Raw genomic sequence first — 19,896 nt, 5'->3', positions numbered from 1 at the left:
CGCACCGCGCGACCCCTCCCGAACCGCATCGCGCAGCCCCATCCCGCACCGCCCCCTCCCGGACCTCCCCGCGGCCGCGCAACCCGGGGTGCCCGCGACCGCCCGCCCGTTACCGTGAGCCCATGGACGGCCTGACGTACGACGAGGTCGGCGCGACCGCCGGGCCGATGCCGCCGGGTTACCACCACGTCCGCGCGCACCGCGTGGTCGGCCGCGGACGCGAGCACTTCGAGCGGGCCGCGGATCTGCTGCTCGCCGGCGAGGTGCAGCGCCGGGCCGGCGCCCGCGTCGAGCTCTCCGACACCCCGATGCGCGAGGGCTCGCGCGTCACGATGCGGTTGGGGCTCGGCATCCTGAGCTTTCGCATCCCCTGTCTGGTCGTCTGGGCCGATCGGTCCGAGACGACGGCGGGTTTCGCCTACGGAACGCTCCCGGGCCACCCCGAACGCGGGGAGGAGCGGTTCACGCTCACGATGCTCCCGACCGGCGAGGTCGCCTTCGACATCGCCGCGTTCTCCTCACCGGGGCGGTGGTTCACCCGCGTCGGCGCGCCGATCGGCCGCGTGGTGCAGGCCCGGATGACGCAGCGCTACCTGCGCGCGCTCGACGCGCGCTGACCCGGGGGCATCCCCGCCGAGATCACACGATCCGCACGAGATCACGCGATCCGCGCCGCGAACGGCGTGTGCTCTCGTGCCGATCGGGTGATCTCGCGGCGGAGAAGCGCTTATGCCACGTTCCCGACCGCTTGGCAACGCCCTGGACCTCTTCTGCCCACTTCCCGACTCTGGCGAAGCGCTTCTCGATGTCGAGGGAGCGCGCGAGAGGAGACCCTGATGCGCATCGAGACCACCGCCCTCGACCGGTCCTTCCGGTGACCGTCTCTCCCGCACCGGCAACGACCGACCCCCCGAGGAAACGCCGACAGAAGGTCAAGTACAACCGCCGCGAGGCGATCGCCGGGTACCTGTTCATCTCGCCGTGGATCATCGGCTTCCTCGTCTTCACAGCCGGGGCGATGATCTACAGCCTCGTCATCTCGTTCTCGAGCTACAACCTCGCCACGGGTGCCGCTCGTCCGGTCGGCGCGACGAACTACGCGCAGCTGTTCGAGGATCCCCGCGTGGCCGTGTCGCTCGGCAACACCCTGTTCTACGCGATCATGGCGGTGCCGCTCGAGATCGCCTTCGCCCTGTTCCTCGCGCTGCTGCTCAGCCGCGTCGGCCGGGGCGCGGGGATCTTCCGGACGCTCTACTACCTGCCCAAGATGACCCCGGCCGTGGCCACCGCGGCGGTGTTCTTCCTGCTGCTCAACGGCAACTCGGGAGCGATCAATCAGGCGCTCGGGGCCATCGGCATCCAGGGTCCGCAGTGGCTCGTCGATCCCGCGTGGGTCAAGCCGAGCATCGTGATCATGGCGCTGTGGACCGTGAGCGGCACGATGGTCATCTTCCTCGCGGCGATCAAGAACGTGCCCGTCGACCTGTACGAGGTCGCGCAGATCGACGGCGCGGGGCCGATCCGCCGGTTCTTCTCGATCACGCTGCCGATGATCTCGGGCGCGATGTTCTTCAACGTCATCGTGCTGACGATCGCCGCGTTCCAGGTGTTCGACCAGGCCTACCTGCTGTTCTGGCGCGATCAGAGCAACGCCTCGCCCGAGGCATCCCTCTTCTACGCGATCTACCTGTTCCAGCAGGCTTTCCGGCAGTTCAACTTCGGATTCGCCGCCGCGATGGCGTGGCTGCTGTTCGTGATCATCCTGCTCATCACCCTGGTGCAGGTGCGGCTCGGCAACCGCTTCGTCTACTACGAGGGGGACCGCTGATGACGAACACCCTGCAGACCCCGGGCGTCGCCCAGGCCCGCCCCGAGCTCGCGGCCTCCGCCGCCCGGCCGTCCCGGTGGCGCCGGGCACTGAAACAGCCGAAGACGCTCGCCGGCCGGGTCGTCCTCGCGGCGGTGCTGGTGCTGTTCGCGCTGCTGTTCCTCTACCCCTTCGCGTGGCTGCTCGCGGCGAGCCTCAAACCGCGCGGCGAGGTGTTCGACAACGCCCTCATCCCGAAGACGTTCACCCCGGGCAACTACGCCGAGGTGTGGACGCAGCTCCCTCTGCTGAGCTGGATGTTCAACAGCGTCGCGATCGCGCTGCTCGCGGCGACCACTGTCGCCGTCATGAGCTCGGTCGTCGCCTTCGGCTTCGCGTACTTCCGCTTCCCGGGCCGCGGGCTGCTGTTCGGCCTGGTGCTCGCGACGATGATGCTGCCGGGCGCGGTGACGATGATCCCGATCTACCTGATCTGGAAGGAAACCGGGCTGCTCGGCACGTGGGTGCCGCTGTGGGGCATGAACCTGTTCGGCAGCGCCTTCTACATCTTCCTGCAGCGTCAGTTCTTCCTCGGCGTGCCGCGGGAGCTGTTCGAAGCGGCCCGGCTCGACGGCTGCAGCGCCTGGGGACTGTTCTGGCGCATCGCGATGCCGCTGTCGATCCCCTCGTTCATCATCGTGTTCCTGTTCGAGTTCCAGGCGAGCTGGAACAACCTGCAGGCCGCCCTGATCTACCTGAACGCGGGCAGCGTCGAGGAGTTCACCGCCCCCCTCGGCATCGCCTACGCGATGACCAAGTACAGCCCCAGCGCCGGCGGTCAGGGCGACTACCAGTACGTGATGGTCGCTTCGCTGCTGGTGACCCTCCCGATGCTCATCATCTTCGCCTTCGGCCAGCGGTACTTCGTCGAAGGCGTCGCCACCCAGGGCCGCAAAGGCTGACCCCTCCCCCCGTCCCGAAAGGACCCGATCATGCGCACACGTTCACTCGCCGGTGTCGTCGCCGGCGTGGCATCCCTCGCTCTGCTCACCTCGTGCAGCGGCGGAGGCGCCGAGGAACAGGCCGCCGACGTCGACTTCTCGGCCACCCCGACCGGCACCCTCGCCGCGTGGGGCTTCGAGAACGCCGACGACGTCGGCCAGTCCCGTCTCGACTACGCCGCCGAACAGCTCGGCGATGTGGAGGTGACCCTGGATGCCACGGCCTTCGACGCCCAGAAGTTCACGACCCGCATCGCTGGCGGCGACGTGCCCGACGTCGTGCAGATGGATCGCCGCTACGTCACGACATATGCCGCCCAGGGACTGCTCATGCCGCTCGACGCATGCTTCGAGGCGAAGGGCGTGAACCCCACGGAGCGGTGGTACCAGAACGTCGTCGACGACGTCACCTATCAGGATGCCGTCTACGCGGTGTCGCAGTTCTACCAGCCTCCGGCGATCCTGCTGAACATGAAGGTACTGAACGAGGCGGGGGTCGCTCCCGAGCAGTTCGACACGTCCGACATGAACGGCCTGCTCGCCGCGGTCGGCAAGATCTACCAGGCGTCGGGTGGCAATCCGACGCGTCTGGGCCTCGACCCGGTCGCCACCGGCCAGGGCGGACTGTGGGTGCTCGGCATGGGCGGCCAGCTCACCGACACCGACGGCAAGCCCACGCTCGACGACTCCGCGAACGCCGCCGGCATCGACGCGCTGAAGCAGATCACCGACGCCCAGGGCGGCTACGCCGCGGTGAAGAGCTTCACCGACTCGTTCGACACCTTCGGCGACGCCAACCAGTTCGTGCAGAACCAGGTCGGCGCGCAGGTGGCCAACCAGTGGTACCCGAATGTGCTCGGTGCCTACCGCGACCAGATCTCGCTGCAGGCGGTTCCGTTCCGGGATGCCGAGGGCCAGCCGTTCTCGCTCGCCTCGGGAACCGCGTTCGTCATCCCCGCCGGGGCGAAGAACCCCGCCGCGGCGTGCGCGTGGATGACGGAGCTCACCTCGACGGACGCCTGGATGGCGGCGGGAGCGGCGCGCGCCGCGACCATCGAGAGCAAGGGCGGGCTGAACACCGGGCTGTTCACCGGTTCGCCCGAGGCCGACGAGATGATCCGCGACCAGTTCGTGGTGCCGACCGGCGATGCCGGCTTCGACCAGGTGATCTCGACGTACTACGACGTGGTCGAGAGCGGGAAGTCGTTCGGCTCGTCGCCGGCGGGACAGGACATTCAGAACGAGCTGAACAACGCCATCACCGCCGTGCTCTTGGGCGACAAGACGACCGAGCAGGCCCTGGCCGACGCGCAGCAGGCCGCGCAGCGCGCGTACGACAACGCGACCGCCGGCTGACGCCGGGGGGCGCCCCGGCCGGTCGGTCGGGGCGCCCCCTCGTGTGTCGCGCACCTCCGGAGTAACAGCGTCGGGCGCTGCCCGGACCCGGCCCGGACGGCATCGAGCAGCCGTTCCTCGGGAGTTCGGCCACTGACCGGCACCTCGCAGGAACGCCGAAGGCCCCGCCGGAGCGGGGCCTCGGGCTGGGGAGGCGGGATCAGGGACGCGGGCGCTCGTCCTCGACGACCGACTGCACGTCGTCGACCGCGGGGGTCTTGTCGTCTGTGCGCACCTCGTCGGCGGCGATCGCGATGTCGATCGCCGCATCCTCGAGGGCCGAGGCGACGACGTCGCGCACGTCTCCGCGGTCCTCCGCCGGCGCGGGCTCGAGGCCCTCGGTGACGCGATCCGCGGCATCGATGTCGGACTCCGCGTCGGCGGCGACCACGCGCTCGCGCGCCTGACGCACCGTCTCCTCGACGGCCGCCGAGGCGCCCGCCGCGACGTCCTTCGTCTTCGCGACGGCGGCGTCGACGGTCTCGGCGGCGCTGGCCGCGAGATCCCGCGACTTCTCCCGCGCATCGTCGGCAGCCGCCGACGCACGGTCCGCCACGTCCTTCGCCGCGGCCCGGGCATCCCCGGCCGCCGCCGAGGCGCGAGCCTTCGCGTCGTCGACCATCTCCGAGGCGCGGGCCGAAACGGCATCCGCCTTCTCCTCCGCCTCCGCCACGACGTCGCGGTCGAAGGGCCCGAAGACGCCCGTCACGATGACGTTCACGTCGATCCGGCCGCGACCGAGCGGCTCGAGGGCCGAGCGGACGGCAGCGCGCACCGCGTCGGACACCTCGTGCAGCTTGTGCGGGTAGTCGACGACGAGCGACACGGTCGCGGTGACCGAGTCGGCGCGGTCGGTGTCGATCTTGACGCCGGGGACCTTGCTGGCGAGCCCGACGCGTTCGCGCACGGAGTCGGACGCGCGCTCGAGCAGGCTGCCCAGGGCGTGCACACCGTCGACCGAGCTCGCAGCCGTGGCGGCCAGTTCCGCCGCCGCGTCGAGTGCCGGCGGGTCGATGTGGGGATCGATGCTGGTCATGACGTCTCCTCGTGGGGTGTCAGTGCACGCGGGTGTTGTCGCGTGCGAGCTTGGCACGCAGACCCGAGTGGATCGAGATATACGCGCGCAGGTTCTGTCCGGTGAGCGCGGCCAGGTTGGTCACGAGCGTGTCGACGTGCTCGGCCACCTGACGGGGCGACGTGTTCTGCCGCGGGGTCACCGCGACGTGCAGCACCGACTCGTGTCCGACCTCACCGGCGCTGATGCGCGAGGAGAGGATCTCGTCGCGCTCGCCGAGCGCGTTCTTGAGAGCCTCGGAGGCGAAGCCGTCGGTGACGGTGATGCGTCCCTCGGCGTTCGCGCTCCCGGTGGATTGCAGCGGCGCCTGGCGACGACCACGGACGGCGGCCGAGGCGATCACGATGAGGATGACGGCCAGCACCACGAAGGCGGCGACGGCGCCCCAACCGGCGGACTCACGGCCCAGTGACTCGAGCCACCCCTGGAATCCGCCCATGACGGAGGTCCAGGTGTCGGTCCCGCCCGGGAGCAGACCGACGGCGAGGGCGAGGGCTCCCGCCGCCAGCAGCACGACGGCGACCAGGAAGAGGACGAAGCGGTTCAGACCGCGACGTGTCGCATTCATCAGGACTCCTTGGTGTCGGGGCGCTGCACCCGCACGTGCGTGCGGACGGAGGGCGTGAGCTTGTAGGCGGTCACCTCTTCGTCGACGATGCGGCGCAGCTGCGCCTCGTCGACCGGGATGCCGACCGGGGGCCGCACGGTCACGTCGACCGAGCGGTGGGCGACGCCGACGACGATGTCGTCGCGGGCGATGCCGGACTCGTTGCTGAGGTGCTGCGCCAGGGCGGAAGCCACGACGCCGTTGTCGACGACGACGGCGCGCTCTCCCCAGGCCATCTCGTGCTTGGAAAGTCGCCCGGGCTTGAGCGCCAGGATGAGCACGATCAGACCCAGGATCGCGAGGACGACGCCGCCGACGATAAAGGCCACCGGCATGAGCGCGGTGGGCGCGGTGACGACGGCGTTCAGCGCCTCACCCGGGGCCACGAGCAGTGGCTGGGCACCGGTGAGGTTCAGGATGATCTCGACCGCAGCGTACGCCAGGACGAGGAGCAGCAGCACGACCACGACGAGCATGGCCACGGTGCGCGGCGAGTGGGTCTCGCGGCGCACGACGGTGCGGAGCACGGTGTCAGTCATCACAGCACTCGCTTTCGCTGGGGGGCGGAGGCGCCCGAGACGGTCAGGTCGACGCGCGAGACCTCGCGGCCGAACAGACGGGTGAGGCGCGATCGCAGCTCGCTCTGCGCGCTGCGCGCGGCCTCGAGGACGGGGGTGGCGGCGCGGACGGCCGCGGTGTCGTCGAGGCGGGGAACGGGGAACGGGGACGTCACGCGCACCACGGCGGTGTCGCGGGCCGAGACGATCTCGACGCGGACGCTCTTGGCATCCACCCCGATGACGTCGGCGGCGGCCCGCTCGGCCGTCTTCTGCAGCACGCGGTCGGCGACGTTCACCCGACCCCGGGCGAAGCGGTGACGGTGGTCACGATGTGCTCCGACCCTTGAAGGCGTTGACGATGTTGCCGAAGTCGAGTTCACCCGCGGTGATCCGGGCGACGACCACGCCGATCGCCATGAACAGGGCGACGAGGATGAAGCCCCAGAAACCGAAGATCAGAGCGCTGAGGGCCAGAACGAGTCCGACCAGGGCGCCCTTCGTCGTGGCGCTCAACGGACGCGCTTCTCGTCGTCGTCGTGGTTGTCGTCGTCGCCGGGGATGTGCACGTCGTTGACGTCCACGTTCACCTCGACGACCTCGAGACCCACGAGCTGGTTGATGGCGCCCGCGACGCGACCGCGGACCTGGTCGGCGACCTCCTGGATCGGCGCACCGTACTCGACGACGATCGTGATGTCGGCGGCGGCCTGGGTCTCGCCGACCTCGACCTTCACGCCCTGCGTGAGGTCGGTGGCGTTGATCGCGTCACGGATGGCGCCCAGCGCGCGGGCTCCGCCGCCACCGAGGGCGTACACGCCGGTGACCTCGCGGGCAGCGATGCCGGCGACCTTGGCGACGACGCCGTCGGCGATCGTCGTCTTGCCGTCGGTGTGGGTCTCGGCGCCACGGGCGCCCAGGGGACGGTTCACGCGCGAAGCGGCCTGCGGGACGTTCTGCGCAGCGGGGGTGGGGGCGTTCTCAGCCATGTCGGTTCCCTTCACATGTCACGACCCGGGAGCTCCGGGGTGGGCTCTTTGGCCTACATGACTGAGACGGGACGACTCGGGGAATCGTCACGCCGAGAATCGAATTCGTTCGAATGCGGTTCAGACCGCCCGTACAGAGAGCCCCCGCTCGGAACGGACGTACGCTCGACGCATGCCTTCTCGTCGTGCGCGGTCCTGACATGGGTCGCCTCACCGCCCACCGCCGCGTCACCCGCCTCACCCTCGACGGTGCGGTCCGGCAGAGACCGGATGCCATCGCGGTCGAGGAGCCGCTCGAGATCCGCGTCGCGGGCACCCCGTTGGCCGTGACGATGCGCACCCCGGGTCACGACGTCGAGCTCGCCGCCGGGTTCCTCGTGTCGGAGGGGGTGATCAGCCGCGGCGAGCACTTCGCCCGGGCGATCCACTGCGGCGGCCCCGGCACGGGCGGCGCGGACGGCAACACCTACAACGTCCTCGACCTCACGCTCGCCGCGGGCGTGGCTCTTCCTTCTCCGGACATCGCGCGCTCCTTCTATACGACGAGCTCGTGCGGAGTGTGCGGAACGGCATCCATCGAGGCGGTGGAGAAGGTGTCGAGCTACGACGTCGCGGGCGACGGCATCCACGTGTCCGCTGTGGACGTGGCCGGCTTCCCCGACCGGTTGCGCGAGCAGCAGAAGACGTTCGACAAGACCGGCGGTCTGCACGGCGCCGCGCTCTTCGACGCCGCGAGCGGCGAGCTCCTCGTGGCGCGCGAGGACGTCGGCCGCCACAACGCCGTCGACAAGGTGGTCGGGTGGGCACTGCTGAACGATCGGCTGCCCCTGCGCGGCACCGTGCTGCAGGTGTCGGGCCGGGTGAGCTTCGAGCTCGTGCAGAAGGCGGTGATGGCCGGCATCCCGATCCTTTCGGCCGTCTCGGCGCCCTCGTCGCTCGCGATCGAGCTGGCGGAGCGCGCGGGGCTGACCCTCGCGGCGTTCGTCCGCGGCTCGAGCATGAACCTCTACACGCGGACGGATCGCATCGAGGCGCCCTCCACAACCCCCGCGGCCGACGAGGTCGCGAGCGTACGCTGACGTCGGGCGCGCGGTGTGTGGATGCCACCGACTCGGCGCCGCGATCCAGGAGGGTGAACATGGGTGAGTCGTTCGGGCTGATGACCGAGGAACCGCGCCAGGGAGGCCTCGGGCCGCGGATCGACGGGGAGTGGTCGAGCACCGGCCCCTACGAGCACCCGGCCGCCGGGTGGGGTGCCGCGCTGACCGTCGGCAAGGTGCTGCTCGAGCAGCGTCAACCGGTCGCCGGCACCAAGGCGATGTTCACGATGAACCACCCGAAGAGCGGTTTCGACTGCCCCGGGTGCGCGTGGCCCGACGACAAGGGCGTGGCTCTCGACATCTGCGAGAACGGCATCAAGCACGTCACGTGGGAGATGACCCACAAGCGCGTCGGCAAGGAGTTCTTCGCCGCGCACTCGGTGACCGAGCTGTCGCAGTGGAGCGATTTCGAGCTGGAGGATGCCGGTCGCCTGGTCGGCCCCATGGTCTACGACGCCGACACCGACCACTACGTGCCGATCTCGTGGAACGACGCGTTCCGCCTGATCGCCCGGGAGCTCACGGCGCTGGACTCCCCCGACCAGGCGGCCTTCTACACCTCGGGTCGCCTGAGCAACGAGGCGTCCTTCCTCTACCAGCTGTTCGCGCGCGAGCTCGGGACGAACAACCTCCCCGACTGCTCGAACATGTGCCACGAGGGTTCGGGCCGCGGGCTCACGGCATCCCTCGCCACCGGCAAGGGCACGGCCGACCTCGAAGACTGGGAGAGCTGCGACGCCCTCTTCGTGCTCGGTGTGAACGCCGCCTCGAACGCCCCGCGCATGCTCACGAGCCTTGCTGAGGCGATCGACCGCGGCGCACAGGTCGTGCACGTCAACCCGCTGCGCGAGGTCGCCGGCACCCGCACGATCGTGCCGCACGAGATCGTCGACATGGCGACCTTCAACTCGACCCCGACCAGCACGATGAACCTGCAGGTACGCCCGGGCGGCGACCTCGCGCTGATCCGCGGCATGGCCAAGGTCGTCTTCGAGGCGTCCGAGACCGACCCGACCGCCCTCGACCAGGCGTTCCTCGACCGGTACACGACCGGACTCGACGCCTACCGCGCGCTGGTCGAGGCCACGACCTGGGACGAGCTGGTCGAGCAGGCGGGACTCACCGAGGCCGAGATCCGCGCGGCCGCCGACGTGTACCTCGCCTCGAAGGCCTGCGTGATCAGCTGGTGCCTGGGCGTGAGCCAGCACCAGCACGGCGTCGACACCGTGCGCGAGATCGTCAACCTGCTGCTGCTGCGCGGCAACGTCGGCCGCAAGGGCACCGGCCCCTCGCCCGTGCGCGGGCACAGCAACGTGCAGGGCAACCGCACCTGCGGCATCAACCACAAGCCCACCGAGGAGTGGCTCGCGAAGCTCGACGAGGTGTGCGGCATCACCTCGCCCCGCGAGCCCGGCCTCGACACCGTGCACACGGTGGCGGCTCTCCACCGCGGCGACCTGAAGGTCTTCCTCGGCATGGGCGGCAACTTCGTGCGCGCCGCTCCCGACACCGCGCTCACCGCCGAGGGCATGAGCCGGTGCGAGCTGACCGCGCACGTGAGTACCAAGCTCAACCGGAGCCACCTCACGCACGGCAAGAAGGCGCTGATCCTGCCGTGCCTCGGTCGCACCGAGCGCGACGAGCAGGAGTCCGGCCCCCAGTCGATCTCGACCGAGGACGCCATGAGCTCCGTCATGCTCTCGCTCGGTTCCCGCAAGCCGGCCTCGCCCCACCTGCTCAGCGAGCCCGAGATCATCGCGCGCCTCGCCCGCGCCACCATACCGGACTCGGCCACGCCGTGGGAGTGGTACGTCGGCGACTACGACCGCATCCGCGACACGATGGCGAAGGTGCTGCCCGGCTTCGAGGGCTTCAACGAGCTCGTCCGTCAGCACTACGGCTTCCGCATCCCCCAGCCGGCACGCGAGCGCGACTTCCGTACGCCCTCCGGCAAGGCGGAGTTCTCGGATGCCGAGCTGCCCAACGTCATCCCCGAGGAGGCCGACGTGCTCGTGCTGCAGACGATGCGCTCGCACGACCAGTGGAACACCACGATCTACTCGGCCGACGATCGCTACCGGGGCGTGCGCAACATCCGCGAGCTCGTGTTCATGAACCGGCGCGACATGAAGGAGCGCGGCATCGCCGAGGGCGACCTCGTCGACATCGTCGCGACCTCGCGCGACGGCTCGGTGCGCAGTGTCACGGCGTTCCGCGCACTGGAGTACGACACCCCGCGCGGCAGCGCCGCCGGCTACTTCCCCGAGATGAACGTGCTGCTCGGCCCCGACGACTACAGCCGCCAGAGCGACCAGCCGCTCATGAAGGACATCCGGGTGCGCATCGCGAAGACCGCCTGAGCCGGCTCCCCCGCGGGGTGGCCGCGCTCAGCGACGCACGGTCGCAAGACCCGTCACCGCGGCGAGGCGAACCGCCTCCGCGGGGTGACGGAGGGAATGACGGATGCCGACGACCTCGGCGACCGAGACGACCCCGGGCCCGCGGACGTCTTCGGCGACGACGCCCGCGACGACCAGCGTCGGCACATCGTGCGCCGCGGCGAGCGCGAGCACGTGCCCCGGCCCCTTCCCCGCCTGCGTCGTGACGTCGAAGGCCCCCTCGCCCGTCAGCACGAGGTCGGCTGCGGCGACCGCGGCGGCGAGACCGAGGGCTTCGGCGATGAACGCCGCCCCGTCGACCAGGTCGGCGCCCGCGGCGAACAGGGCGCCGGAGAGCCCCCCTGCGGCACCCGTGCGCGGTGTCTCCCGCACATCGCAACCGAAACGGTGGGCCCAGTCCGCGGCATCCGCCTCCAAGCGCGCCGTGAGGCGTTCGACCATCGGGCCGTCCGCCCCCTTCTGCGGCGCGAACACCCGCGCGGCGTGCACGAAGGCGACGGTCGTGTCGGTGAGCACCGCGACGCGACCCGCCGGGAACGGCACGCGATCGCCCAGCGCCTCGATCGCCCCCCGACCGCCGTCGGTCATCGCCGAGCCGCCCATCCCGACGACGACGCGGGTCGCCCCCGCGTCGAGGGCGCGCGCGAGGAGTTCGCCGACGCCGCGGCTCGTAGCGCCCCACGGATCGTTGCCCTGCGCTCCCCCGGCGAGCACGAGACCGGATGCCGCGGCCGACTCGATCACGGCGAGATCGCCGTCGAGGCGCCAGCCGACGTCGACCGGTCGGCCGAGCGGTCCCGTCACGGGGTCATGGCGGTTCGCCCCTCCGAGCGCATCGAGCGTGCCGTCGCCGCCGTCGGCCATCGGGACGACGAAGAGTTCCGCGTCGGGCCACCGTTCGCGGACCGCCGAGGCCATGGCATCCGCCGCCTCGACCGCGGTGAGGGTGCCCTTGAACTTGTCGGGGGCGATGACGACGCGCATGCTCTTCCCTCCGCGGGCCGCTCGCCGGCACCGACGTCTCCATCCTGCCCCCGCGCTGCGCGCCTCTCAGCGATGCGCACGACCTCAGCCCGAATGCCGCCGCACGCACGGATCTTGCGCAGGTCGCCGAGGTTGCGCAGCGTCCCGACAGCCGACCCCGGCGATGTCGGCGCGCACAACTAGACTGACTCCCGTCCGGCCCCTGCGATTCTTGGAGCTCAGCCGCGTGACCACCCCGAACCCCGCCGCCCGTACCGCCCTCGCCGACACGGTCGAGAACGCGATCGCCACGCCCGAGAAGGATCAGCCGTACGGCGCCCTGGGCCTCAAGAGCGACGAGTACGCCAAGATCCGCGAGATCCTGGGCCGCCGCCCCACCAGCGGTGAGCTGGCGATGTACTCGGTCATGTGGAGCGAGCACTGCTCCTACAAGTCCAGCAAGATCTACCTCCGTCAGTTCGGCCAGAAGGTCAGCGACGAGATGAAGACGCGTCTCATGGTCGGCATGGGCCAGAACGCCGGCGTCGTCGACGTGGGCGAGGGCTGGGCGGTCACCTTCAAGGTCGAGTCGCACAACCACCCCAGCTACATCGAGCCGTTCCAGGGCGCCGCGACCGGCGTCGGCGGCATCGTGCGCGACATCATCTCGATGGGTGCGCGTCCGGTCGCCGTCATGGACCAGCTGCGCTTCGGCGCGATCGACCACCCCGACACCCCGCGCGTGGTGCACGGCGTCACCAGCGGCATCTCCTTCTACGGCAACTGCCTCGGCCTGCCCAACATCGGCGGCGAGACGGTCTTCGACGCCGTCTACCAGGGCAACCCGCTCGTGAACGCCCTCGCGGTCGGCGTCATGCGTCACGAAGACATCAAGCTCGCCAACGCCACGGGTGTGGGCAACAAGGTCGTGCTCTTCGGTGCCCGCACCGGCGGCGACGGCATCGGCGGCGCGAGCATCCTGGCATCCGACACCTTCGCCGACGGCGGCCCCACCAAGCGTCCCGCGGTGCAGGTGGGCGACCCGTTCGCCGAGAAGGTGCTCATCGAGTGCTGCCTCGAGCTCTACCGTGACAACCTCGTCGAGGCCATCCAAGACCTCGGCGCCGCGGGCATCTCGTGCGCCACGAGCGAGCTCGCCGCCAACGGCGACAGCGGTATGAAGGTCGAGCTGTCGAAGGTGCTGCTGCGCGACCCGTCGCTCACGCCCGAAGAGATCCTCATGTCGGAGTCGCAGGAGCGCATGATGGCGATCGTCGCGCCCGAGAAGCTCGACGCGTTCCTCGCCGTCGTCGGCAAGTGGGACGTCGAGACCAGCGTCCTCGGCGAGGTCACGGGCGACGGACGCCTCGTCATCGACTGGTACGGCGAGCGCATCGTCGACGTCGACCCCTCGACCGTCGCGGTCGACGGCCCCGTCTACGAGCGTCCGGTCGCCTACCCGACGTGGATCGACGCGCTCCAGGCCGACTCCGCCGCGAAGCTGCCCCGGGCGACGGATGCCGACACCCTCCGCGAGCAGTTCACGACCCTCGTCGCGAGCCCCAACCTCGCCGACACCTCGTGGATCACGAACCAGTACGACTACTACGTGCTCGGCAACACGGCGCTGAGCTTCCCCGACGACGCCGGCATGATCCGCGTCGACGAGGAGACCGGCCTCGGCTTCGCGATCGCGACGGACTGCAATGGTCGCTACAACCAGCTCGACCCCTATAACGGCGCGAAGCTGGCCCTCGCCGAGGCGTACCGCAACGTCGCCGTCACCGGTGCCGTGCCCACCGCCGTCACCGACTGCCTCAATTTCGGCAGCCCCGAGAATCCCGAGGTCATGTGGCAGTTCAGCCAGGCCGTCGAGGGTCTGAGCGACGGCTGCCTCGAGCTCGGCATCCCGGTCACGGGCGGCAACGTCTCGTTCTACAACCAGACCGGTGACCAGCCGATCCACCCGACCCCGGTGGTGGGCGTCTTGGGCATCATCGACGACGTCGCCGCGCGCATCCCGAGCGGCTGGCAGGATGCCGGTGAGAACCTCTACCTGCTCGGCACCACCGCCGACGAGCTCGACGGTTCGCAGTGGGCCGGCACCATCCACGACCACCTCGGCGGTCGCCCGCCGAAGGTCGATCTGGCCCAGGAGCGCAAGCTCGCCGAGCTGCTGCAGGCCGCGGGTTCGCAGTCGCTCGTCTCGAGCGCGCACGACCTGTCGTCGGGCGGCCTGGCGCAGGCCCTCGCCGAGGGCGTCATGCGTTTCGGCGTCGGCGCGCGCGTCTGGCTCACCGAGCTCATGGAGCGCGACGGCGTGGATGCCACGGCCGCCCTGTTCAGCGAGTCCACCGGCCGCGTGCTGGTGAGCGTCCCCCGCGAAGAGGACGTGAAGTTCCGCGGCCTGTGCGACGGCCGTGGCTACCCGGTGCTGCGCATCGGTGTGACCGACGTCGAGCCGGGCACCGAGGCATCCCTCGAGATCCAGGACGTGTTCACGGTCCCCGTGGCCGAGCTGCGTCGCCTGTCGAACGAGACGCTGCCCGCCGTCTTCGGCCCCACCGTATCGGAGCCGGTGGCCTGACGCCCGGGACCGGCCCCGCGCCGGGCTCGGTGCACGGCCGGGCCGCGCCGCCGTGAACCCCCCCGCCCCACACCGCCGACGAGAGGAGACGCGCGATGACCGATGACGACGACGACATGACCGTGTTCAGCGACAAACGTCAGAAGCGCGTCAAGATCACCGCGTGGGTCGTGATCGCCGCTCTGGTGCTCACCGGCGGTGGCGCCACCGTCATCTCGCTGATCCTCGGCTGATCACCGCCGGAGGGGTCACCCGCTGTCGCCGGAAAGCGCCCGCGCGACGGAGGGTGACCCCTCACGCGTGCTCGAGCAGAGCACGCAGGTCGGCCGCGAGCGTCGCGGGGTGCTCCATCGCGCCGAAATGCCCGCCCGACGGGAAGCGCGTGAACCGCACCGTGGGATAGGAGCGCCGGGCGAACGATTCCACCCCGTGGTCGATGTCGTGCGGGAACAGGCCGAAGGCCGTCGGCACGGTCACCCGGCCGAGGGTCGGCGGGAACCGCCGTCGGTCGAAGTAGACCCGTGCCGCGCTGCCGGCCGTGCGGGTGAACCAGTGCACCGAGAGGTTCTCGAGAATCCACTCCAGCGGGATCCGCTCGAAGACGTCCCCGTCACCCCACGCCTGGAACTTCTCCAGGTACCAACTCGCGAGACCGGCGGGGGAATCCGTCAGAGCCGCAGCGAGTGTTTGAGGCTTCGTGCGCTGCTCCGCGGCGTACGCCCCCTCCGCTGTCTCCCAGGCGGCGGCGGCATCCACCCATTCCCGCTCCTCCGCGGTGAGCCGGTCGTCGACTGCGGCGCGCCAGAGCGGAACATCGGTGAGGTGCAGCCCCGTCACGCGGTCGGGGGCGAGAAGTGCGACCTGGTCGGCGATCGCCGTCCCGAGATCGCCGCCGTGCACCGCGAAGGAACGCACACCGATCTCGCCGAGGGCGGCGAGCAGGCGCTCGGCGTTCCAGCGCGGCCCGCCCTCATCGCGCGCAGCGGCATCGCTGTAGCCGAAGCCCGGGATGCTCGGCACGATGACGTCGAGGTCCGCCAGATGCTCGACGACCCCGCGGAAGCGGACGAAGCTGTCCGGCCAGCCGTGCACGAGCACGACCGCGGGTGCGCCCGGCGTCCCCGCGCGCCAGAGGTGCACACGCCGCCCCTCCTCGCCCACGAGCAGGTGCTGCTCAGACCGCAGTCTCGCCTCGACGGCATGCCAATCGACGTCCGCCCAGGCGTCGAGCACGCGCCGCAGGGCCGAGGGACGCGTCCCCCGCGTCCAGTCGTCGCCCACGTCGTCGGGCCACCGCGTCGCCGCGATGCGCCGCCGCAGGTCGTCGATCTCGTCGGTCGGGGTCCGCGGGTCGAGCCGGGTGATCATGCGACCACCCTGGCACGATCGCGCAGGCCGGGGCATCCCCCGCCCCGCCCCGCCTGGGCCGACGCACCGGAGCAAGGGGGACGCTGCTCGCTCGGCCTCCGCTGCGGATTCCGGCCTGACCCCCAGGCCCGTGTCGGAGGCGCGGCATAGCATGGGCGTGTGGAACCGCTGATGGCCCTTCTGGTCGAGTGGTGGTGGATCGGCCCCGCGGCGGCCGGTGCCGGCACCGTCGGCTGGCTGGGCGTGCGCCGTTCCCGACAGCGCGCTCTTCCCGCCGGGACGACCACCGGCGACCGGGCCGCGCGCGCGTGGGCCTCGCGCCCGATGGGCAAGGCCGCCGCCCGGCGCCTCGAGCTCGACGCTGCCCTGCTCGACCTGCAGTCGGCCCGACACGCGGTCACCCGCGGCCGGGCCGACGTCAAGGTCGCCGACGCCGAGGTCGTGCGCGCCCAGGCCGAGCGGGCGGCATCCCGGGTCCCGGCCGACGCCGTCGCCGCCGCGCGCGGCCGGTTGACCGACGCGCAGCGAGACCTCCGCGCCGCGGCGGCCGAGGTGCGCGCCCGGCGCGCGGGGGTCAAGGCCGCGAAGGCGATGCTGCCGGCGATCCGTGCCGGCAGCGCACCCCTGCCCGTCGCCCGTTTGCTGGCCGAGCACGATGCGATCCTCGCGCGGTGGATGGCCTACGAGACCGACCCCGCCCTCGCGATCGATTACCCCGAGATGAGCGACTCCCGCTCGCCGCTGCTCGCCGACTTCCTCCGCGCGCACGAGAAGGCGCAGTGGCTGCGACCGGCGTCGGTCCAGACGCGTCTCGAACCCGCCGAGTTCCTCGCGTATCGCGACGCCGTGCGCCGCACCGCGCACGCCTTCGATCGCGCGGAGCGGGCGGCCCGCCGGGGCGATCGCGACCAACCAGGCATCGACGGCGGCGATGCGTGGAGCCGGGTGGCATCCGATCTCGCCGAGACCGCGCAGCGCGCCCTCGCCCGCTCGATGGAGTCGATGGGTCGCGCCGCCGCCCGCAACTGGAACGAGCGCGGCGCCAAGCGCGCGCAGAAGAAGACCTCGGATGCCGGCGGCCCGCCGCCGCGGAACGGCCCGGTGTGGCCGCCTCCCGCACGCGATCGGCCCCCGACGTCGCCTTCTTGAGACCCCGTGGGGCGAGCGGCGTAGCATGGCGCCGTGAATGAGTTCTGGACCTTCGCCGGGCACTACTGGTGGCTCGTCTTCCCCCTCTTCGGGATGACGATGGGAGCCATCAACGCACGCGTGAAGCACCGCGAGGTCACCGCGCGGCGCCGCCACCGCGAGCAGCTCGAGCTCCTGAAGGCCCAGGGCGCGGCGCTCGCGCCCGCCGGCGGCGAAGGGGCCGCCCTCACCGCCCCCGCGACGCCGACGACCGACGTCGGGCAGAAGCGCGTCGCCGCCGCGCACGATGACGTGACCCACCGCTGGCTCGAGTACGAACTCGACGCCGAGAAGCTGGTCACGTACCCGGCGATGAGCGACGGCCGCCAGCCGCTGACGGCCGCGTTCCTGCGCGCGAAGAAGCTGGCCGACAACCTCCGTCCGGCGGACGGCGAGACCCTCTCGGCGGAACAGCTCAAGGAGTACCGCGACGCCGTCACCGACTACGAGGTCGCCTTCGACATGGCCGAGCGCGACGCGCGACGCGTGAAGGACGCCGCGTTCACCGCCGACGAGCGCAAACGCCTCGACATCGCGAAGCAGCTGCTCACCGTCGCCACCGATCAGGCCGCGACCCCGAACGAACGCCAGCTCGCCTACAAACGCGTGCGCGAAGAGCTCGACGGACTCATCTGGTTGAGCGACGAAGCCGTCGACGTCCTTGAGAAGAAGGTCGCCCTGGAGCTGCCTCGCGGCGCCGCAACCGCTCCGCGCACGCCGCCCGAGCCCGCTGTCTGACGTCACCGCTTCCGGCGGATCCGCACCGGCCCGCGGGCGGTGGTCACGTCGACCACCTCACCCTTCTGCGTCACCTCGACCTCGCCCCGCTCGACCAGCGCGTGCGCGGCGTCGCGCGCGGGCTGCATGAGGTCGCGCCAGTCGTCGCCGCCCACGGCTCGGGCGGCCTCGGACGGGCAGATCGTCTTGTCGGCGTCGCGGGCCGCGAGCAGCTCGCGAATGGATGCCACGAGCCGGGGGTCTGCACCAGATGACGGGGCCATCTGTCCAGTGTCCCTCCGCGCCGAGGCGACGGGGCCAGAATGACCCGGTGATCACCGAGCGCCACGCCCCCGACCTGCCCGGACGCGCCGTCATCGCCCAGCGCTGGAACCGCGCCGTCTTCGTGCACTGGCGCGTCGATCCGGCCGAGGTCGCCCCCCTGCTGCCGCGGGGGACCCGTCCCGACGTGCACGACGGCTCCGCGTGGGTGGGGCTCGTGCCGTTCGTGCTGAGCGAGTTCCGGTTCCTGCCGCTGCCGCCCGTGCCGCTGCTCGGCACGTTCACCGAGATCAACGTGCGCACCTATGCCGTCGACGACGAGGGCCGCCGTGGGGTGGTCTTCCGCACGCTCGAGGCCGAGCACCTCGCCCCCGTCCTCGCCGCTCGAGCGCTCTTCGGCCTGCCGTACCGGTGGGCCCGGGCGGGGGTGCGCACCGAGGGCTCGCGCATCGAGTACCGCTCGCGGCGCCACGGGGGACGGCATCCGGGAACGCGTGTGCGGGCCACGCTCGGCACGGAGACGGTGGACACGCCCCTGTCGCGCTTCCTCACCGCGCGGTGGGGGTTCCACGAGCGGCACCTCGGCCGCACGATCTGGGCCGCGAACGCGCACGAGCCCTGGCCGCTGGTCACGGCTGAGCTCGACACCCTCGACGACGACCTCGTCGCCGACTCCGGCTTCCCGCAGCTCGCGGGGCGCACGCCCGACTCCGTCCTCGCGATGCCCGCCGACCACCCCGGCTTCATCACGCGCTTCACGAGCGCGCGCACCATCGCGTGAATACGTGACGGCCCCCTCCACACGGGAGGAGGCCGTCACGGGGGATCAGCGCTGCGTCGAGAACGCCGAGGGGTTCTGCTCGAGCCAGGCGTCCACGGCCTCGGCCTCGCGGCCCTCGCCGAACTCGTTGACCACCAGGTCTTCGAGCGAACCGTACTGCTCGTCGTTCAGCTGGATGCCGGCGATGAGCTCGGCGGCATCCGGGTACTTTCCGGCGAAGCCAGAGGTGCCGAGGAAGTGCAGTGCCTCGGGGTCGCCCATGAGTCCCTGCGGGTCTTCGAGGTCCTTGACGTCGTACGCGTCGTTGGCCCAGAACGGACGCCACAGGGTGACCGCGATGTCCTTCTGCGCCGCGATGGCGTTGTCGAGCTCGGTGAGCATCGCCGCGGTGGAGGAGGTCACCAGCTCGAAGTCGCCGTCGAGGCCGTACCCGGGGAGCATGGTCTCCTGCGTCTGCGTGGTGAGACCGGCGCCCGGCTCGATGCCGTAGATGCGGCCGTCGAAGCGCGCGGCGTTGTCCTGGAGCTGCTCGATCGAGTCGATGTCGACGTAGCTCGGCACCGCGATCGTGAGCTTGGCGTTGTCGTAGTACGCGCCGAGGTCGTCGATCTGGTCGCCGTAGCGGTCCATGTACGACTTGTGCGTCAGCTCGGGCCAGGCCGAGGGGTAGATGTCGACGTCGCCCTGCGCGAGACCGGTGTACAGCGGGCCCGCCTCGGTGAGGGTCTGCATCTCGACGTTGTAGCCGAGCTTGCCGAGCTGGTCCTCGAGCAGGTACGCGGTGCTGAGGCCGTCGGTCCACGAGGGCAGGAAGCCGAGCGTGATCGTGCCCTTCTCGCCGCCGTCGCCCGAGCCGCCTTCGGCCATGTTGCCGCTCGCGCAGCCGGCGAGCAGCAGGGTCCCCGCCGCGCCGAGGGCGAGGGCGGAGGTGAGGTGTCGCGTCTTCATTGCTGTGTTCTCTTCCTTTTCGTATGTGTTTTCGTTGCCCCGTCTTTACGCGTGAGGGGTCGTTTTCCGTCGCCTGGCGAGCGCCTGAGCGACAGAAGATGACCCCTCACGCGGAAGAGGGAGGGATGCCGT

21 protein-coding genes are annotated in these 19,896 nt (G+C 70.9%); 11 read left to right on the top strand and 10 right to left on the bottom strand.

Annotated elements, in window-relative coordinates; translation table 11 throughout:
- Positions 1–122 precede the first annotated feature (122 nt).
- From Q9R20_RS06795 to Q9R20_RS06780, 4 genes are all read left to right on the top strand, one after another.
- Positions 123–617, top strand: a complete 495-nt coding sequence (locus tag Q9R20_RS06795; RefSeq protein ID WP_311248619.1) for a DUF1990 domain-containing protein — start codon at positions 123–125, stop codon at positions 615–617.
- Between the two features lie 257 nt (positions 618–874).
- The gene (locus Q9R20_RS06790) at positions 875–1,828 is read left to right on the top strand and encodes a carbohydrate ABC transporter permease (protein ID WP_295835310.1); all 954 of its coding nucleotides are present in this window, start codon (positions 875–877) and stop codon (positions 1,826–1,828) included.
- Entirely contained in the window at positions 1,828–2,769 is a 942-nt protein-coding gene (locus tag Q9R20_RS06785; RefSeq protein ID WP_311248618.1) for a carbohydrate ABC transporter permease, read from the top strand. The genes Q9R20_RS06790 and Q9R20_RS06785 overlap by 1 nt, the downstream gene beginning before the upstream one ends.
- Positions 2,770–2,799: 30 nt before the next feature.
- A complete protein-coding gene (locus tag Q9R20_RS06780; RefSeq protein WP_311248617.1) occupies positions 2,800–4,164 on the top strand; it encodes an extracellular solute-binding protein in 1,365 nt (454 codons plus the stop codon).
- A gap of 199 nt (positions 4,165–4,363) precedes the next feature.
- On the opposite strand, the gene Q9R20_RS06775 is transcribed toward Q9R20_RS06780, so the two are convergent.
- The 6 genes from Q9R20_RS06775 to Q9R20_RS06750 are packed head-to-tail and all read right to left on the bottom strand — an operon-like array spanning position 4,364 to position 7,431.
- Positions 4,364–5,239 carry an Asp23/Gls24 family envelope stress response protein gene (locus tag Q9R20_RS06775; protein WP_311248616.1) on the bottom strand — a complete coding sequence of 292 codons (876 nt, stop codon included), beginning with the start codon at positions 5,237–5,239 and terminating at the stop codon, positions 4,364–4,366.
- Between the two features lie 19 nt (positions 5,240–5,258).
- On the bottom strand, positions 5,259–5,846 hold the full coding sequence (locus Q9R20_RS06770) for a hypothetical protein (RefSeq protein WP_295835297.1): 588 nt from the start codon (positions 5,844–5,846) through the stop codon (positions 5,259–5,261).
- Entirely contained in the window at positions 5,846–6,424 is a 579-nt protein-coding gene (locus Q9R20_RS06765; protein WP_311248615.1) for a DUF6286 domain-containing protein, read from the bottom strand. The genes Q9R20_RS06770 and Q9R20_RS06765 overlap by 1 nt, the downstream gene beginning before the upstream one ends.
- Positions 6,424–6,741: a hypothetical protein gene (locus Q9R20_RS06760; protein WP_311248614.1), complete on the bottom strand. Its 318-nt coding sequence runs from the start codon at positions 6,739–6,741 to the stop codon at positions 6,424–6,426. The genes Q9R20_RS06765 and Q9R20_RS06760 overlap by 1 nt, the downstream gene beginning before the upstream one ends.
- A 28-nt stretch (positions 6,742–6,769) precedes the next feature.
- Positions 6,770–6,958, bottom strand: a complete 189-nt coding sequence (locus Q9R20_RS06755) for a DUF2273 domain-containing protein (RefSeq protein ID WP_056225276.1) — start codon at positions 6,956–6,958, stop codon at positions 6,770–6,772.
- Positions 6,955–7,431, bottom strand: coding sequence for an Asp23/Gls24 family envelope stress response protein (locus Q9R20_RS06750; protein ID WP_311248613.1), 477 nt, complete (start codon positions 7,429–7,431; stop codon positions 6,955–6,957). Before Q9R20_RS06750 ends, Q9R20_RS06755 begins: the two co-directional genes overlap by 4 nt.
- 200 nt (positions 7,432–7,631) lie before the next feature.
- Between Q9R20_RS06750 and fdhD the strand changes: the two genes are divergently transcribed.
- Both fdhD and Q9R20_RS06740 read left to right on the top strand, forming a co-directional pair.
- Positions 7,632–8,510: a formate dehydrogenase accessory sulfurtransferase FdhD gene (gene fdhD, locus Q9R20_RS06745; RefSeq protein WP_311248986.1), complete on the top strand. Its 879-nt coding sequence runs from the start codon at positions 7,632–7,634 to the stop codon at positions 8,508–8,510.
- A 59-nt stretch (positions 8,511–8,569) separates the two neighbouring features.
- Positions 8,570–10,891 carry an FdhF/YdeP family oxidoreductase gene (locus Q9R20_RS06740; protein ID WP_311248612.1) on the top strand — a complete coding sequence of 774 codons (2,322 nt, stop codon included), beginning with the start codon at positions 8,570–8,572 and terminating at the stop codon, positions 10,889–10,891.
- Positions 10,892–10,918: 27 nt separating this feature from the next.
- Here the strand turns inward: Q9R20_RS06740 and Q9R20_RS06735 are convergent, their stop codons facing one another.
- Positions 10,919–11,914 carry a glycerate kinase gene (locus Q9R20_RS06735; protein ID WP_311248611.1) on the bottom strand — a complete coding sequence of 332 codons (996 nt, stop codon included), beginning with the start codon at positions 11,912–11,914 and terminating at the stop codon, positions 10,919–10,921.
- 163 nt (positions 11,915–12,077) lie between these two features.
- Between Q9R20_RS06735 and purL the strand changes: the two genes are divergently transcribed.
- Positions 12,078–14,480, top strand: coding sequence for a phosphoribosylformylglycinamidine synthase subunit PurL (gene purL, locus Q9R20_RS06730; protein ID WP_396653668.1), 2,403 nt, complete (start codon positions 12,078–12,080; stop codon positions 14,478–14,480).
- A 95-nt stretch (positions 14,481–14,575) separates the two neighbouring features.
- Complete coding sequence (locus tag Q9R20_RS06725; protein ID WP_186807576.1) at positions 14,576–14,713, top strand: hypothetical protein; 138 nt, start codon at positions 14,576–14,578, stop codon at positions 14,711–14,713.
- Between the two features lie 61 nt (positions 14,714–14,774).
- Here Q9R20_RS06725 and Q9R20_RS06720 read toward each other — a convergent pair whose 3' ends face one another.
- Positions 14,775–15,848: an epoxide hydrolase gene (locus Q9R20_RS06720; RefSeq protein WP_311248609.1), complete on the bottom strand. Its 1,074-nt coding sequence runs from the start codon at positions 15,846–15,848 to the stop codon at positions 14,775–14,777.
- A 159-nt stretch (positions 15,849–16,007) separates the two neighbouring features.
- On the opposite strand from Q9R20_RS06720, the gene Q9R20_RS06715 reads away from it, so the two are divergent.
- Both Q9R20_RS06715 and Q9R20_RS06710 read left to right on the top strand, forming a co-directional pair.
- Positions 16,008–16,997: a hypothetical protein gene (locus Q9R20_RS06715; protein ID WP_311248608.1), complete on the top strand. Its 990-nt coding sequence runs from the start codon at positions 16,008–16,010 to the stop codon at positions 16,995–16,997.
- A gap of 33 nt (positions 16,998–17,030) precedes the next feature.
- Entirely contained in the window at positions 17,031–17,774 is a 744-nt protein-coding gene (locus Q9R20_RS06710) for a hypothetical protein (RefSeq protein ID WP_311248607.1), read from the top strand.
- A 2-nt stretch (positions 17,775–17,776) separates the two neighbouring features.
- On the opposite strand, the gene Q9R20_RS06705 is transcribed toward Q9R20_RS06710, so the two are convergent.
- A complete protein-coding gene (locus tag Q9R20_RS06705) occupies positions 17,777–18,037 on the bottom strand; it encodes a DUF3253 domain-containing protein (RefSeq protein ID WP_311248606.1) in 261 nt (86 codons plus the stop codon).
- 47 nt (positions 18,038–18,084) lie between these two features.
- Between Q9R20_RS06705 and Q9R20_RS06700 the strand changes: the two genes are divergently transcribed.
- Complete coding sequence (locus Q9R20_RS06700) at positions 18,085–18,816, top strand: DUF2071 domain-containing protein (RefSeq protein WP_311248605.1); 732 nt, start codon at positions 18,085–18,087, stop codon at positions 18,814–18,816.
- A gap of 45 nt (positions 18,817–18,861) precedes the next feature.
- Here Q9R20_RS06700 and Q9R20_RS06695 read toward each other — a convergent pair whose 3' ends face one another.
- The gene (locus Q9R20_RS06695) at positions 18,862–19,764 is read right to left on the bottom strand and encodes a glycine betaine ABC transporter substrate-binding protein (protein WP_311248604.1); all 903 of its coding nucleotides are present in this window, start codon (positions 19,762–19,764) and stop codon (positions 18,862–18,864) included.
- Between the last annotated feature and the right edge of the window lie 132 nt (positions 19,765–19,896).

It is taken from the genome of Microbacterium sp. PRF11 (assembly GCF_031844085.1).
Taxonomy (GTDB): Bacteria; Actinomycetota; Actinomycetes; order Actinomycetales; family Microbacteriaceae; genus Microbacterium.
This window is presented reverse-complemented; position numbering and strand designations above follow the sequence as displayed.

Coding starts and splice junctions, on each gene's coding strand:
- Q9R20_RS06795 (WP_311248619.1), top strand. CDS start 123: ATGGACGGCCTGACGTACGACGAGGTCGGCGCGACCGCCGGGCCGATG.
- Q9R20_RS06785 (WP_311248618.1), top strand. CDS start 1,828: ATGACGAACACCCTGCAGACCCCGGGCGTCGCCCAGGCCCGCCCCGAG.
- Q9R20_RS06780 (WP_311248617.1), top strand. CDS start 2,800: ATGCGCACACGTTCACTCGCCGGTGTCGTCGCCGGCGTGGCATCCCTC.
- Q9R20_RS06775 (WP_311248616.1), bottom strand. CDS start 5,239: ATGACCAGCATCGATCCCCACATCGACCCGCCGGCACTCGACGCGGCG.
- Q9R20_RS06770 (WP_295835297.1), bottom strand. CDS start 5,846: ATGAATGCGACACGTCGCGGTCTGAACCGCTTCGTCCTCTTCCTGGTC.
- Q9R20_RS06765 (WP_311248615.1), bottom strand. CDS start 6,424: ATGACTGACACCGTGCTCCGCACCGTCGTGCGCCGCGAGACCCACTCG.
- Q9R20_RS06750 (WP_311248613.1), bottom strand. CDS start 7,431: ATGGCTGAGAACGCCCCCACCCCCGCTGCGCAGAACGTCCCGCAGGCC.
- fdhD (WP_311248986.1), top strand. CDS start 7,632: ATGGGTCGCCTCACCGCCCACCGCCGCGTCACCCGCCTCACCCTCGAC.
- Q9R20_RS06740 (WP_311248612.1), top strand. CDS start 8,570: ATGGGTGAGTCGTTCGGGCTGATGACCGAGGAACCGCGCCAGGGAGGC.
- Q9R20_RS06735 (WP_311248611.1), bottom strand. CDS start 11,914: ATGCGCGTCGTCATCGCCCCCGACAAGTTCAAGGGCACCCTCACCGCG.
- purL (WP_396653668.1), top strand. CDS start 12,078: ATGTCGGCGCGCACAACTAGACTGACTCCCGTCCGGCCCCTGCGATTC.
- Q9R20_RS06725 (WP_186807576.1), top strand. CDS start 14,576: ATGACCGATGACGACGACGACATGACCGTGTTCAGCGACAAACGTCAG.
- Q9R20_RS06720 (WP_311248609.1), bottom strand. CDS start 15,848: ATGATCACCCGGCTCGACCCGCGGACCCCGACCGACGAGATCGACGAC.
- Q9R20_RS06705 (WP_311248606.1), bottom strand. CDS start 18,037: ATGGCCCCGTCATCTGGTGCAGACCCCCGGCTCGTGGCATCCATTCGC.
- Q9R20_RS06695 (WP_311248604.1), bottom strand. CDS start 19,764: ATGAAGACGCGACACCTCACCTCCGCCCTCGCCCTCGGCGCGGCGGGG.